Raw genomic sequence first — 14,606 nt, forward strand, 5'->3', positions numbered from 1 at the left:
ATGCTCAAAACGCTACCTTATTAAATATCAACTAATTATGAAGAATATTTTAATAGTTATTGTACTAGCGCTCATTTCTTCCCAATTCTATGCACAAAAACCACGAGCTAGAGATTTAGGAATCCCGTTTGGGGGTAAAACAGGTGAATTTAATGCCATTACCGATGTTAAAGGTGTTGAGGTTGGTTATAGTACTATTATTTCAGGTGAAGGAGAAAACATTATTGGCAAAGGACCTATTAGGACTGGAGTTACCGCAATATTCCCGAGAGGTAAAGCTAAAAAATTTAGTCCTGTTTACGCAAATTGGTACAGTCTAAACGGAAATGGAGAAATGACGGGCACAACTTGGGTTACCGAGTCAGGCTTTCTTGAAACGCCTATAATGATTACGAATACCAATAGCGTTGGAGTTGTAAGAGATGCGGTTTTAAAATGGTATGTAGACACCGATTGGTATAAAGGAGAAGATTGGTGGTATACTTATCCGGTAGTGGCAGAAACATACGATGGCTTTCTTAATGATATTTATGGATTCCATGTAAAGGAAAAAAACGTTTTAGAAGCTATTGAAAATTCTTCAAGTGGAAAAATAACCGAAGGTAATGTAGGCGGTGGAACAGGTATGCTGTGCTTAGGATTTAAAGGTGGGACAGGTACCTCTTCAAGAGTTCTTAAAATAAAAGATTCTACATATACCATTGGAGCTATAGTACAATCAAATTTTGGAGCAAAGTTTAATCTAAATATTGCAGGTGTTCCAGTAGGTATTGAGTTAAAGGACACATTAAATTATGAATATAAAGCGCCACCAAAATCAAGAAGACAAGAAGGGGACGGTTCTATTATAGTTGTTGTCGCTACCGATGTCCCTTTATTACCACATCAGTTAAAAAGAGTAGCTCAAAGAATTCCTCTCGGTATTGGCATTGTTGGTGGTCGAGGAAGTAATGGCTCTGGAGATATTTTTTTGGCGTTTTCAACGGCAAATGAGAAGGCGTTTAATCGTGATGAAATGACTACGGTGGAAACTATGTCAAATGATTTATTATTTCCAGTTTTTCAAGCAACCGTGCAAGCTGTTGAAGAAGCCATTATTAATGCAATGGTAGCAGCAGAAACCATGGAAGGTATTAATGGCAATAAAGCCTATGCCATTCCGCATGATTTACTAATTGAAACCCTGAGAAAATATAATCGGATAAAAGAATAACATTATAAAACAGAATAGATAAGCCATTGAAAACGACTTAAATTCTCATTTGTGTTCTATTAGAAAATTCTTCAATATGAAAAAAACAAATCTGTTAAATCGGATTAAAGAATTAACGTACTGGATAATTGGTATATCATTCTTCTTACTTGTGAATGGAACTTTAACGGCGCAAAGCATTAAATTAAAGACTTCAGAGGGATATATCAAGACCCAGAATTCTGTTCAACTTTATTATAAAATACAGGGAGAAGGAAAGGACACCCTTGTAGTTGTACACGGAGGTCCATACAATTCAGGCTATCTGAGTCCTGACCTTCTACCGCTTGCAGCGCACCATACATTATTGTATTACGATCAGCGTGCTGCCGGGTTCTCATCCTCTGTATCTGACACAACTAAACTAGGCATAACAAACTATATTGAGGATTTAGAAACAATTCGGAAACATTTTAATATCAATAAACTTAACCTTTTGGGCCATTCAACCGGAGGAATATTTTGCGGATACTATGCAGCCACTTATCCCGGACGAATTAATTCAATGATTTTGGTGAATCCAGTTCCGGCAAAAGCAGGTTGGAAAATAAGTTTTGGAAGTGAATTAGATAGCATGTCAAAACTTTTAAAGAAACAGAACAAAAAGAAATTTGTTACTGCCCCAAAAGACACCATAAAATCTTGTTGGGATTATTATGCATTGGATGCCCGCGGGTTTTACCCTAGCTCAATAATGACACGCCGAATGTGGGGCGATGTTTGTAACTGCAATCCAATAAATACACTTAGCCCGGGTCGCAATTACATACACAAATCATTTAAAAATTATGACATCACCGACCAACTTAAAAAAGCAACCGCTCCTGTTCTCATTATTGGTGGTGAACTGGATGGCATCCCAATGGAGTCATTTGAAGAATGGAAAAATAGTTTTCTCAACAGCACATTAATTAAAGTGCCTAATTCAGGTCATTTCCCTCATGTTGATGAACCAAATGCATTCTTCATGGCTGTTGAATTATTTATGCAAAATAAATCAACAAAAGCAAACATATTCAATACGAAAGGTGCAGGAATTGTACTCCCCCTAGACGAAACCGGAACACCATATCAGCAAGCTAGAGCTGTCGTTATTAAAGTTGAGAATGAATTGATTAAACAAGTAAACGATGCTAACTGGGCGGGTGTATCCGAAATTTATTCGAATGACGCGTGGATTATGGCTCCTGGAGCCCCTCCTGTTATGGGGCGTCAGGCAATCGAATCATTCTGGCATACTGCGGCTATTAGAGGAATGCACTCGCTTGAACTCCAACTAATGGATGTTGAAACATCAGGTGATTTACTTTTTGGGAGAGGGAAATATGTAATGCGAAATGAGCAGAATGAATTTTTTGATATTGGAAAATTTGTTGCCATTTACAAAAAGGTAAATCAGAAATGGGTTTTGTATACCGACATATTTAACACCAGTTTAGAAACACGTTCTCCGATTGCCATACCAGACTATTTGACCCTAGATAAAAAATAGTTGTGCTCAAAAATGGAAGGCAAAATTAAATATGAATATACAACCAAAATGTGGAGGTACGATTCGTCTGGTGGTTGGTATTTTGTTTCACTGCCCAAAACTTTGTCAAAAGAAATAAGAGACAACCTTAAATGGCAAGAAGAAGGCTGGGGCCGAATAAAAGCCTTTGCGCAAATTGGTAAATTAGTATGGGAAACAGCCATTTGGTTTGACACAAAAATGGATACCTATATACTCCCCATTAAATCCGAAATCAGAAAGAAAACCGACCTTAAAATTAATCAGAAAATCGATATGAATATATGGATTTGAAAAGCCTTGAAATGACATAAAACAATGAGAAATAAAAAGACGATAACATTTTTTGCTATTACCTTTTTGTGGTCTTGGGCATTTTGGATAATTGGATTTTACTATTTAAAAGAAGGAATCACACAAGATACTATTGTCAAATTTTTAAAAGTTTTCTTTGCAGGTGTTTATGGGCCAACGGTAAGTGCCCTAGTCACTACATTTTTTTACGATGGTTTTAAAGGAATTTTAAGCTTGCTAAACAAGTTATTTATTTGGAAGGCCCCTTTTAAAATTTATGCTTTCATCATTTTGGCGCCAATCATTTTTGTTTTACTAGGAATTGCGATTTACAGCATTTTTATTGGAAACATTGGACAGTTTGACAAAATGGCCTTTCTTTCTATACCTACAGTTTTGTGGGCAGGATTGTATGCTGGCCCTCTTGGGGAAGAACTGGGCTGGAGAGGTTTTTTACTGCCTGAATTTCAAAAAACATTTTCAAATTTAAGAAGTTCCATTTTCATAGGAATAATTTGGTTCGCTTGGCACATCCCATTATTCTGGGCTCCCTTTGGCACTTTGGTCAGTGGAGCACCCATCTCCTTTTTACCAGTAACAACCTATTTTTTAATGATAATCTGCCTTTCCGTCATGATTACTTGGTTGGTAATTAATTCCAAGGGCAGTGTACTCGTTGCCATTTTGTTTCATCTTTCAATCAATGCAGGCATTGCATTACTCTTTTTCCCTGAATTGAATCTGGACTTCAAAAAAGTACATTTATTATCTGGTATTGGTATGTTTATATTTACTGGAATATTGATTGCAAAAAATAAATTAGAAAAGAAAATCAGTAATAGCCATCGATAATGGCTATCGATGCAAAATACCGTTACCTAAAAATGACTATTATCCAACTTCTTACTAAATACTAAAAACCAACACAATGAAAACAAATTTTACTCTCCTTTTTAGCCTATTAATTATTCTTAACTGTAAACAAAAACCAACGGAAAATCAGATTGAAAAACCAATGGACAGCCTTGCGGATGTTAATCCTGTAAAATTGCACTTTGCAAAAATGGAAGAAGACGCCCTTAAAGAACCATTTAGAGGAATATTCACAGAAGACGGCAAGGAAAATGATTTATTTAAAATCCATTCAACTGGTGTTTCTACCCTGCCCATTATACAATCTGCGCAAAAATTTTTAAACAGTTTGACAACTGCACAAAAAGAACGTACAACGTTCGATATTGATGATAAAGAATGGCGTAAATGGTGTAATGTGGACAATGGTATATATGATAGACAGGGCGTTAGCCTCAAAGAAATGACTGAAGAACAAAAAGTGAAAGCTTTTGAATTAATGCAATCTTCATTGAGCGCTAAAGGACTTCAACTTAGTAAGGATATTATGAAAACCGACCAAACGCTTAAAGAGCTCAACAACGGTTCACTGGATTATGATGAGGAATTGTATTTTTTTACCATTATGGGGCAACCCTCACCTACTGAACCTTGGGGGTGGCAAATGGATGGTCACCATCTGGTTATTAATTATTTTGTTTTAGGCGACCAAGTGGTTATGTCACCAGTTTTTATGGGCGGGGAACCAATAATCACCACTTCAGGAAAATATAAGGGAAATACTTTGTTTCAAGATGAGCAAAATTTAGGCTTATCATTAATGCAATCCTTAACCAAAGAACAACAATTGGTAGCCAACATTTTCGAGTCAAAAATCAAGAATAACATAGTTGCCGGAGCCAATATGGACAATATAACCCTGAATTACGAAGGTATTTTGGTCTCTAAATTTTCCAAAGAACAAAAACAACAGCTATTGGATTTAGTTTATCTGTACATTAGTAATATCAGAGAGGGCCACGATCAGATTAAAATGGATGAAATAATAGAGCATATTGATAATACTTGGTTTTCTTGGGTTGGTGGAACTGATGAAGATGCGGTTTTCTACTATCGCATACATAGCCCAGTTGTACTTATTGAGTTTGACCATCAAAGAGTTGTTGGCGTACCCAATGCAGATGATGGAAAACCATCAAGAAACCATATTCACACGGTGGTAAGAACACCTAACGGAAATGACTATGGTAAAGATTTATTAAGACAGCATAAGGAGAAACATCATCATTAAGCCATAATCAAAACTTAGAATGCCCATTAGCAACCATTAAATGAGAATGATAAATAATAAGCAAAAAGGAATAGCTCTTTTCCTAATTTCATTATGCTTCACCAATTGTAAAAATAACGTGGAAGCAGACAAAGAACCTTGGATTGAAAAACCAATTTCCGAATGGCCAAATTTCGTCCTTACAAACTCGGTTCAATTTACGGACACGACATATACAGATATTGCAAATTCATTTGTTGTTGCTACAGATTCTGATACTATTGCCGCTAGTTGTAAACATATATTCTTAGTTTTTAAAAACAATGGCTTAAACACTATTGACTTGGGAAAGGACTTTTTAAAATGGACTATGCATCCAAAAACCCAGAACGACAAAAATGTAATAATAAAAAACCTGATAAACCAAAACAACAAGGAGAGAATAGGTGCATTCAATACATTAAAAGACAGAGATTGGATAATATTTAACATTGAAAACAAAGACAACCAGATTTACCCTTTAAAAATTAGAAAGGCACCACTTAAAAAAGGAGAAATAATATATGCCGTTGGATGGGCATACAGACAGACCACTACTGAACCAACCATCGTAAAAATGCAGATGTTTGAAAATCTCGGAAACTATTATTACGTTAGAACTTTAAGTCAAAATATTGATCCGGCAGGAAGAAGTGGTTCTCCAGTAATTGACGAAAACGGTTATCTTGTTGGATTAGTTTCTGGCGCTGAGGGCAATTTAGGTGTAATAGGATCCGTAGCCTATTTATTCAAATTATTTGACCAATATGGCATTAAATATAAAACTACCGCTCCCTAATACCATTTAAAAAAATTATTTCTTATACCCTAAGTCTAGAATCCTGCCAAGCTGACATTTTAACAAAACCCCATAATTTCAATTTTTCCATTGGTATATTTTTTGCTGCCTAAACATAGAATATTTGTTTAATTTAAATTGTATCTGTTATGAAAACACTTCAAATTATTCCAATTTTTATTCTATTCATTTTTAGTTGTGCTGGTCAGGAAAAACAAAACAATGAAACTGCCCTCAAACCTGATGAAAATATTACGGTGAACAAAGAATACGACGAGCAAGGGAATCTTATTAAATACGATTCCATTTACTCGTACAGCTATTCGTCAAAAGGTAAATTAAACGATAACTTAAAAGAGCAATTTCAAAAACATTTTAAAAACCATTCGTTTTTTAATGATTCCTTTTTCAATGATTTCTTTGGTAAAGATTCTTTAACCGGTCAATTTAATTCCGACGATTTTTTCTATAAAGGTTTCATGAACCAAGATGAACAAATAAAGCGGATGATGAAGCGCATGGACTCCATCCAGCAGCTATTTTTTGAACAGCATTCACGACCAATTGTTCCTGCCGAACCCGAAAATACTGAACCAGAAACCGAAAAAATAAATTTTAAACAGATTTAATACAGAGCGTAAACAAAGCGTTAAATAAAAATTAAAACCAGCATTATCGCTGGTTTCTTTTTTATATTTGGTTTTAGCTAACGGACTTCATTATGCAAAAAGCCTTAAAACACCTATTGTTATTCGTATTTACTTGTTCTATTTTAAACGCCCAAAAACCTAAAACTCCTTCCTCCTCTGAAATTTATGAATCCATTCAAAAACTCAACTTTTTGGGTTCGGTTTTATATGTTGCGGCTCATCCAGATGACGAGAACACACGGCTTATTGCATACCTATCAAATTACGTAAAAGCCAGAACCGCATATCTTTCCATAACACGTGGTGATGGTGGACAAAACCTTATTGGTCCAGAAATTAGAGAATTATTGGGTGTTATAAGAACCCAAGAGCTCTTGGAAGCAAGACACATTGATGGTGGTGAACAATTTTTTACGCGAGCTAACGATTTTGGCTATTCTAAACACCCCGACGAAACCTTGTCCATTTGGAACAAAGATGAAGTTTTGAATGATGTTGTATTGGCCATTCGAAAATTTAAACCAGACGTCATCATAAACCGATTTGACCATCGTTCACCCGGAAGCACACACGGCCATCATACCAGTTCGGCTATGTTAAGTTTTGAGGCTTTCGACATGGCAAACGACAAAACAGCCTTTCCAAATCAACTAAATCAAACTAGCCTTTGGCAACCCAAACGCTTGTTTTTCAATACAAGTTGGTGGTTTTATGGAAGCCAAGAAAATTTTGATAAGGCCGATAAAAGCAACATGCTAACTTTTGATATTGGCACTTATTACTCATTAAAAGGCCTATCTAACAACGAGGTTGCTTCCTTGGCACGAAGCAAACATTTAAGTCAAGGTTTTGGTTCGCTAACACAACGTGGCTCCCAAGAAGAATATATCGAATTTTTAAAAGGTGAACCATTAGTCAATAACGAAAACATCTTTGCAGGTATAGACACCTCATGGAACCGAGTAAAAGGAGGAAAAGCTATTGGCAATATTTTAACTGAAATCGAAAAAAACTTCAATTTCACCAAACCTTCAGAACATATAACTCAGTTAATTGAAGCTTACAAATTGCTTCAAAATATCGAAGACGAGTATTGGAAAACGCAAAAAATAAAAGAACTAAAATCTGTTATAGAAATGTGCGCTGGCCTGTATTTGGAAGCATCGGCAGAAACCCATATGGCGGCACCTTCAGAAACAGTAAATATAAACATTGAAGCAGTTAACCGAAGCGAAACACCTATAACTTTGGTAAGTTTAACCAATACCGATGGTTTGAATATTTTAAAAAACATTTCCCTTAACAACAACACCAAATTTAGCTTTAAAGAAGCTATTAAAATTAAAGATGATGCTCAGCCCACTTCTCCATATTGGTTAAACAGTAAAGGTACTTTGGGTATGTATAAAGTGGAAAACAAAAACCTCATTGGTTCGCCGGAAACACCCAGAATTCTAAAATTCGATTTCAATTTGCTCATTGAAAACTACCCTATTACGTTCACAAAAAACATCATTCAACGTTATTCAGAACCGGACAAAGGCGAGCTTTACAGTCCGTTTGAAATTATTCCCGAGGCATCGGCAAAAATCACTGAAAAAGTCATCATTCTAAATAGTGATAAACAACATGACATAACTGTTTTGGTAAAAGCCGGTCGCGATAATTTAGAAGGTTCGGTTGAAGTTTGTCACCCAAAAGATTGGAATGTTTACCCAGAAAAGCAAAAAGTGTCCATTGCCCATAAAGGTGAAGAGCAAACCTTGGTTTTCACTTTAATTCCACCTAAAAACCAAAATGAAGGTTATATTGGTCCCATAGTCCATATTGGCGATAAAGATTATACCAAAGAGCTTATTGAAATTGATTATGAACACATACCAAACCAAATTGTTTTACTGCCAAGCGAAAGCAAGGTTGTTCGACTGGATATCGAAAAACAGGGTGAAAATATAGCCTATATTCAAGGTGCGGGGGATACAGTTCCTGAGAGTTTGGAACAAATTGGATATCATGTTAGAATTCTAAAACCAGAAGAAATTAATGCAGAAACCCTAAGTTTATTTGATGCTGTAGTTATTGGCATCAGAGCATATAACACTGTAGATGAATTAAAATACAAACAGCAAATACTTTTTGATTTTGTCACCAATGGCGGAAACATGATTGTGCAATACAACACGGGTCGTGGTTTGGTTGCCAACAATCTTGCACCTTACGATTTAAATATTTCGCGAGATAGGGTTACTGATGAAGATGCTGAAGTGCGTTTTATAAACCCCGAACACCCCGTTTTAAACTACCCAAATAAAATAACTGAAAAGGATTTTGAAGGATGGACGCAAGAACGTGGGCTTTATTATCCAAATTCATGGTCCAACGAATTTACGCCAATTCTATCCATGAACGATAAAAATGAAACACCAAAAGATGGTAGCTTATTAGTTGCCAAATATGGAAAAGGTTACTACATCTATACCGGATTGAGCTTTTTTAGAGAGTTTCCTGCTGGCGTTTCTGGTGCATACCGACTGTTCACAAATATACTTTCTTTGGGCAAAGACGATTTAAAGGAAGAAGCCAAATTAAACGATTAAAATGACTGAAGACAAATCTCCAAAATCGCGTTGGCTAAAATGGTATTCTATTGTTTTAATAGCCAATGTCATTTACTTCATTGTCTTTTATATAATCACGAAATCCTTCTAAAAGATGCAAATTTTAAGCTGGATTGATTGGACAGTTTTATTGGTAACCCTTTTGGTTATTGTGGCATACGGCACCTGGCAAACCCGTGGTAGTAAAAATGTATCGGACTATTTGCGTGGTGGAAACACCTCTAAATGGTGGACCATAGGTTTATCGGTGATGGCAACCCAGGCAAGTGCCATTACCTTTTTATCAACGCCCGGGCAAGCATTTCATGACGGCATGGGCTTTGTGCAATTTTATTTTGGATTGCCCATAGCCATGATTGTGATTTGCATGGTTTTTATTCCATTGTATTACCGCTTAAAAGTTTACACAGCCTATGAATTCCTTGAAAATCGTTTCGATTTAAAAACAAGAACGCTAGCCGCTATTTTATTTTTAATTCAGCGGGGATTGGCCGCGGGCATTACCATTTTTGCACCAGCCATCATCTTATCGGTAGTTTTGGGTTGGGATTTATTGACACTCAATATCATTATCGGTTTATTGGTAATCATCTATACCGTTTCAGGGGGAACACGCGCCGTAAACGTTACCCAAAAACATCAAATGGTGGTTATTTTCATAGGAATGCTAGTCGCCTTTTTTATTATTGTTAATAAACTTCCTCAAGACATCTCCTTCACCAAAGCTTTGGAAATTGCCGGTGCCAGTGGAAAAATGGAGGTTTTGGACTTTTCGTTTAACCTCAACAACCGATACACGGTATGGAGCGGTATTATTGGTGGCACATTTTTGATGCTTTCATATTTTGGAACCGACCAAAGCCAAGTACAGCGCTATCTTTCAGGAAAATCGGTAAAAGAAATGCAACTGGGCTTAATTTTTAACGGCCTGCTAAAAGTTCCTATGCAGTTTTTTATTTTGTTGGTTGGGGTTATGGTTTTTGTTTTTTATCAGTTTAATGAGTCTCCCGTTAATTTCAATCCAACCGCTACCCAAATGGTTTTAAACTCTGAATATGCCGAAGATTTCAAAACGCTTCAAGCCGAACAAGAACAAATCTTTAACGATAAGCAGAAAATAATAGCATCGTTTGTTAATGATGAAAACCCAAACGCTTCCAACTACATTGCCATGGCCAATGAAGCAAACGAGGAACTGAGAAACGAAGCCATTTTGCTCATTGATAAAGCAGCTGAGCAACAAGAAATAAAAATAGAAAGCAACGACAAGGATTATGTGTTTATCCATTTCATTTTAAACAATCTTCCTCGTGGATTAATTGGTTTATTACTTGCCGTTATTTTAAGTGCAGCCATGTCAAGTACAGCTAGCGAACTTAATGCGTTGGGTTCCACTACTGCCATAGATTTGTATAAACGCAACACCAGTGAAAAAACCGAAGAACACATGGTTACGGCCTCCAAATGGTTTACGTTTGCTTGGGGAATTATGGCTATTGGAGTTGCTTGTGTTGCAGATTTGGCAGAAAATTTAATTCAATTGGTCAACATAATAGGCTCTATTTTTTACGGCAATGTATTGGGCATATTCCTGTTGGCATTTTTCTTTAAATTTGCAAAAGGACATGCCGTTTTTGTTAGTGCATTAATTACCCAAGGGATTGTTATTGGTCTTTTTTTCATGAATGAATACGAAGTAATCAATCTGCCTTTTTTATGGCTTAATTTTGTGGGTTGTATCATTGTAATCGCTTTGGCTTGCCTGCTTCAAACCTTAGTTAAAAAATGACAGAACCATCACAAACTAAAAAAATAAAATGGGGCATTATTGGCCTAGGAAGAATTGCCAATAGCTTTGCAAAAGACCTTGCCACAATTCCTGATGCCGAGTTGTATGCCGTGGCATCACGCTCACAAGAAAAAGCTGGTGAATTTGCAAAAAAACACAACGCCAAAAAGGCTTACGGCAGCTATGAAGCCTTAGCAAATGACAAAAATATTGATGCTGTTTACGTCGCAACGCCGCACGCCATGCATAAAGATAATGCCATCATGTGCTTAAAAAACGGCATTGCAGTTTTAGGTGAAAAACCTTTTGCCATGAACGCCAATGAAGTTGATGAAATGATTGCCGTTGCCAAAGGAAAAAACACCTTATTAATGGAAGCGCTTTGGACGTATTTTTTACCGCATTACCAGTATGTGTTGGAAGCTATTAAAAGCAATACCTTCGGAAAAGTCTTAAAATTAGAGGCCGATTTTGGTTTTTCACGTTCTTACGACATTAGTACCAGACTTTTCAACAAAGATCTCGGTGGCGGAAGCCTTTTGGACATTGGTATTTACCCCATTTTTGTAGCCCTTTCAACTTTAGGCAAGCCAAAAAAAATTGAAGCCAAAGCTACCTTTTTTGAAAATGGTGCCGACTCAACCTGCAACATGGTTTTTCAGTATGACAATGATGTTGAAGCACATTTAAGAAGTTCGCTAATTGAGGAAACACCAACCCAGGCCATTTTTTATTGTGAAAATGCTACGGTTAAAATAAACACAAAGTTTCACGAGCCATCAACCGTTTCAATCTTTATAGATGAAAATGAAGACGTCATTGAATTTAGTTACTATACCATTGGCTATAATTTTGAAACCATTCATTTTAATCAACTTTTAAGGGATGGCAAAACAGAAAGCGACATCATGACCTTTCAGTTCAGCGAACAGTTAATTAAAACTTTGGACGAAGTAAGAAGCCTGATTAATTTACAGTACTAAACAAATAAAGGGCTCAAGATTTAAATCTTGAGCCCTTTTTTATATCTAAATTTTACAGAAATCCAAGTTTCTTAAAAGTCTACATCGCCCCCCACTCTTTTAAGGAATCTTTGTTCATCTTAACATAATCTGCGTTACCAGCAGCTTCGGCATCCGCCAACGACTTTTTGGCGGTTGCAATAGCCGACTTTTTATCGCCCAATTTTGCATAAATTAAAGATTGCTGTCTTAGTTGCCAAAAACGAGGTTCTTTAACCATACTCATGGCTTTTTCCATCCAAGTTTTGGCCTGCTCTAAATTTTTACCTTCTTGTGAATAATAAACGGCAGCGGAGAAATAATCATTTGCAGTAGGTCCGCTTAATGCAGCATCAATGGATTTTTGAACCAAATCAGCCGTTGGCAAAGTAAAAGGAACTCCTATATAGGTTTTCTCCCAAATCACTTCTAAAGATGCTCCATTATTGGTAATGCTGTTGATATCTAAAGTAAACGTTTCGACATTAAACGGAATAGGTGAAACTTTCGCCGTTGTTTTAGCTGCTACTTTGCTATCATCCCAATTTCCTGGTGTGCCCCAGTTTTCAGTATCACTATAAAAATAAACCTCCCAAGACTCTTCGCCTGGTTTAGTGAAAAGGGCGTAAGACCCCGCCTTTAGCGTTTGTCCATCAACAACAGCATCGGTGCTAAATGTAATTATGGTATTTTTATTGGCCCCTGTGCGCCACATTTTTCCAAAAGGCACTAAATCTCCAAAAACGGTGCGTCCTTTAACGCTTGGTCTTGAGTATTCCAGAGTTATATCGGTTAGTCCAACTTTCTGCTCCACTTTGGAAAACGGACTTGGCGCAGGCGTATTAACTTGTGCATTTACTGAATAAACCGTTGTAAAAGTCAATAAAATCAATAGTAATTTTTTCATGTGGTATTATATTTAATATTTTAGTTAAACTTTAGTCATAAATTTACACATCCAAAATTCGTTTATTGTTAACAAAAGCATAAAATAAGAGATTGTATATTTACCGCGTAATAATTTGGGCGTTACCGCAAGGGTCGGGCTTTCATTTCTCGCCACCTCCTTTGTCGGCGAGCTCAAACAGTGAGCCCGCGGTGAGCGAAGTCGAACCGTTCAATCCCTAACGCAAAAAAAGCATCAGGATGAAACAGTACATTTCGGAAACTATAGGAACATTTGCCATGATATTTTGTGGCTGCGGTGCCATGACCATAAACGAAATCACCAACGGTAGCATTTCACACGTTGGTGTGGCAGCCACATGGGGACTTATTGTAATGGCCATGATATATGCCTTTGGGGAAACTTCTGGTGCACATTTTAATCCTGCGGTAACCATTGGTTTTGCCTTTGCCAAAAAATTTGCCTGGAACAAAGTGCCAAAATACATTTTGGCCCAAGCCATTGGTGCTATACTTGCAGCCTTTTTACTTCGGTTTTTATTTCCCGAAAGCCAGTTTTTAGGTGAAACCACTCCAGCTATTGGTTTTCCAACATACAAAGCTGCTATTCTAGAATTTCTACTTACCTTTTTCCTAATGGTCACTATTATCAATGTCTCTACAGGAAGCAAAGAAGTCGGAACGATGGCAGCCATAGCTGTAGGTGGTGTAATTTTACTTGAAGCCATGTTTGCCGGACCGATGACCAAAGCCTCTATGAACCCGATAAGATCTATTGCTCCTGCTATATTTACAGGGAATTTTGAGCATTTATGGCTCTATATTTTGGCCCCCATACTTGGGGCATTGGCAGGAGTTTCTAGTTGTAAATTGGTGAAAGACGACCAGTGTTGCTAATCTTTTAATATTTTGTTTAATTTATTTTAAAAATAGTTAAACATTTTATATCTTTACCATAAATCCAAAATTATGGCAAAGAAAAAAGTACCCTTCAAATACGATATCGTATCATCTTTTATGGATTATGTTTTAGAGCATGGCGAAAACCCAAAAACAGTGTACGCCTTCGCTAAAGCAAATCAATTTGATGAAGCACAATTTTATGAACACTTCGCATCTTTTGAGGCTATTGAAAAAGGCATATTTGAGGCATTCTTCACCAATTCCATAGATGCACTAAACAAAAATGAAGATTATCAAATTTTTGACGCAAGAAACAAACTCCTCAGTTTTTACTATACCTTCTTTGAAAATTTAACAGCCAACAGAAGTTATGTGAAACATGTTCTAGACACGTACAAAAACAACCTAAAGGGACTTAAAATGCTTTCAGGTTTAAAACATCACTTTACTAAATATATTGGTGAATTGGGCATACAAATGTTAGATATTAAGCAGGAGCAATTTGAAAAAATTGAACAAAAAGCTTTAAAAGAATCTGCTTGGCTGCAGTTATTGCTAACCATGACATTCTGGCTTGAAGACACCTCGGCATCATTTGAAAAAACAGATATTTTCATTGAAAAATCAGTCAATACAACCTTTGATGTTTTAGACATTGCCCCCATTAAAAGTGTTTTGGACTTAGGGAAATTTTTGTTCAAAGAAAAATTCCAAATGAACTAG

The 14,606-nt window shown here is 36.5% G+C and carries 13 protein-coding genes; 12 read left to right on the forward strand and 1 reads right to left on the reverse strand.

From position 1 onward, the window contains the following. Positions 1 to 37 precede the first annotated feature (37 nt). The 10 genes from ACB104_RS01560 to ACB104_RS01605 all read left to right on the forward strand — a co-directional run bounded on the left by ACB104_RS01560 (position 38) and on the right by ACB104_RS01605 (position 12,056). Positions 38 to 1,213: a DmpA family aminopeptidase gene (locus ACB104_RS01560; protein ID WP_370476521.1), complete on the forward strand. Its 1,176-nt coding sequence runs from the start codon at positions 38 to 40 to the stop codon at positions 1,211 to 1,213. Between the two features lie 76 nt (positions 1,214 to 1,289). Further along, positions 1,290 to 2,744 carry an alpha/beta fold hydrolase gene (locus ACB104_RS01565; protein ID WP_370476522.1) on the forward strand — a complete coding sequence of 485 codons (1,455 nt, stop codon included), beginning with the start codon at positions 1,290 to 1,292 and terminating at the stop codon, positions 2,742 to 2,744. 12 nt (positions 2,745 to 2,756) lie between these two features. Then, positions 2,757 to 3,056, forward strand: coding sequence for a DUF1905 domain-containing protein (locus ACB104_RS01570; protein ID WP_370476523.1), 300 nt, complete (start codon positions 2,757 to 2,759; stop codon positions 3,054 to 3,056). Positions 3,057 to 3,080: 24 nt separating this feature from the next. After that, on the forward strand, positions 3,081 to 3,908 hold the full coding sequence (locus ACB104_RS01575; protein ID WP_370476524.1) for a CPBP family intramembrane glutamic endopeptidase: 828 nt from the start codon (positions 3,081 to 3,083) through the stop codon (positions 3,906 to 3,908). A gap of 76 nt (positions 3,909 to 3,984) precedes the next feature. Beyond that, positions 3,985 to 5,199: a DUF3500 domain-containing protein gene (locus tag ACB104_RS01580; RefSeq protein WP_370476525.1), complete on the forward strand. Its 1,215-nt coding sequence runs from the start codon at positions 3,985 to 3,987 to the stop codon at positions 5,197 to 5,199. A 46-nt stretch (positions 5,200 to 5,245) separates the two neighbouring features. Further along, the gene (locus ACB104_RS01585) at positions 5,246 to 6,016 is read left to right on the forward strand and encodes a trypsin-like peptidase domain-containing protein (RefSeq protein WP_370476526.1); all 771 of its coding nucleotides are present in this window, start codon (positions 5,246 to 5,248) and stop codon (positions 6,014 to 6,016) included. A gap of 149 nt (positions 6,017 to 6,165) precedes the next feature. Continuing rightward, positions 6,166 to 6,645, forward strand: coding sequence for a hypothetical protein (locus ACB104_RS01590; protein ID WP_370476527.1), 480 nt, complete (start codon positions 6,166 to 6,168; stop codon positions 6,643 to 6,645). 92 nt (positions 6,646 to 6,737) lie between these two features. After that, the gene (locus ACB104_RS01595; protein WP_370476528.1) at positions 6,738 to 9,263 is read left to right on the forward strand and encodes a PIG-L family deacetylase; all 2,526 of its coding nucleotides are present in this window, start codon (positions 6,738 to 6,740) and stop codon (positions 9,261 to 9,263) included. A 115-nt stretch (positions 9,264 to 9,378) separates the two neighbouring features. Beyond that, positions 9,379 to 11,073, forward strand: a complete 1,695-nt coding sequence (locus ACB104_RS01600; protein ID WP_370476529.1) for a sodium:solute symporter family protein — start codon at positions 9,379 to 9,381, stop codon at positions 11,071 to 11,073. Then, a complete protein-coding gene (locus ACB104_RS01605; RefSeq protein ID WP_370476530.1) occupies positions 11,070 to 12,056 on the forward strand; it encodes a Gfo/Idh/MocA family protein in 987 nt (328 codons plus the stop codon). The genes ACB104_RS01600 and ACB104_RS01605 overlap by 4 nt, the downstream gene beginning before the upstream one ends. 79 nt (positions 12,057 to 12,135) lie before the next feature. Here the strand turns inward: ACB104_RS01605 and ACB104_RS01610 are convergent, their stop codons facing one another. Further along, complete coding sequence (locus tag ACB104_RS01610) at positions 12,136 to 12,981, reverse strand: DUF2911 domain-containing protein (RefSeq protein WP_370476531.1); 846 nt, start codon at positions 12,979 to 12,981, stop codon at positions 12,136 to 12,138. A gap of 239 nt (positions 12,982 to 13,220) precedes the next feature. On the opposite strand from ACB104_RS01610, the gene ACB104_RS01615 reads away from it, so the two are divergent. Together ACB104_RS01615 and ACB104_RS01620 are read left to right on the forward strand one after the other, a co-directional pair. Then, the gene (locus ACB104_RS01615) at positions 13,221 to 13,877 is read left to right on the forward strand and encodes an MIP/aquaporin family protein (protein ID WP_370476532.1); all 657 of its coding nucleotides are present in this window, start codon (positions 13,221 to 13,223) and stop codon (positions 13,875 to 13,877) included. A gap of 72 nt (positions 13,878 to 13,949) precedes the next feature. Further along, positions 13,950 to 14,606, forward strand: coding sequence for a TetR family transcriptional regulator C-terminal domain-containing protein (locus tag ACB104_RS01620; RefSeq protein WP_370476533.1), 657 nt, complete (start codon positions 13,950 to 13,952; stop codon positions 14,604 to 14,606).

This window comes from Tamlana flava (genome assembly GCF_041287255.1).
GTDB lineage: Bacteria > Bacteroidota > Bacteroidia > Flavobacteriales > Flavobacteriaceae > Tamlana > Tamlana flava.

Bases quoted from the DNA above. Each gene is read 5' to 3' on its own strand.
- ACB104_RS01580 (WP_370476525.1), top strand. From the start codon at position 3,985: ATGAAAACAAATTTTACTCTCCTTTTTAGCCTATTAATTATTCTTAAC.
- ACB104_RS01605 (WP_370476530.1), top strand. From the start codon at position 11,070: ATGACAGAACCATCACAAACTAAAAAAATAAAATGGGGCATTATTGGC.
- ACB104_RS01590 (WP_370476527.1), top strand. From the start codon at position 6,166: ATGAAAACACTTCAAATTATTCCAATTTTTATTCTATTCATTTTTAGT.
- ACB104_RS01615 (WP_370476532.1), top strand. From the start codon at position 13,221: ATGAAACAGTACATTTCGGAAACTATAGGAACATTTGCCATGATATTT.
- ACB104_RS01595 (WP_370476528.1), top strand. From the start codon at position 6,738: ATGCAAAAAGCCTTAAAACACCTATTGTTATTCGTATTTACTTGTTCT.
- ACB104_RS01565 (WP_370476522.1), top strand. From the start codon at position 1,290: ATGAAAAAAACAAATCTGTTAAATCGGATTAAAGAATTAACGTACTGG.
- ACB104_RS01570 (WP_370476523.1), top strand. From the start codon at position 2,757: ATGGAAGGCAAAATTAAATATGAATATACAACCAAAATGTGGAGGTAC.
- ACB104_RS01585 (WP_370476526.1), top strand. From the start codon at position 5,246: ATGATAAATAATAAGCAAAAAGGAATAGCTCTTTTCCTAATTTCATTA.
- ACB104_RS01575 (WP_370476524.1), top strand. From the start codon at position 3,081: ATGAGAAATAAAAAGACGATAACATTTTTTGCTATTACCTTTTTGTGG.
- ACB104_RS01610 (WP_370476531.1), bottom strand. From the start codon at position 12,981: ATGAAAAAATTACTATTGATTTTATTGACTTTTACAACGGTTTATTCA.
- ACB104_RS01560 (WP_370476521.1), top strand. From the start codon at position 38: ATGAAGAATATTTTAATAGTTATTGTACTAGCGCTCATTTCTTCCCAA.
- ACB104_RS01600 (WP_370476529.1), top strand. From the start codon at position 9,379: ATGCAAATTTTAAGCTGGATTGATTGGACAGTTTTATTGGTAACCCTT.
- ACB104_RS01620 (WP_370476533.1), top strand. From the start codon at position 13,950: ATGGCAAAGAAAAAAGTACCCTTCAAATACGATATCGTATCATCTTTT.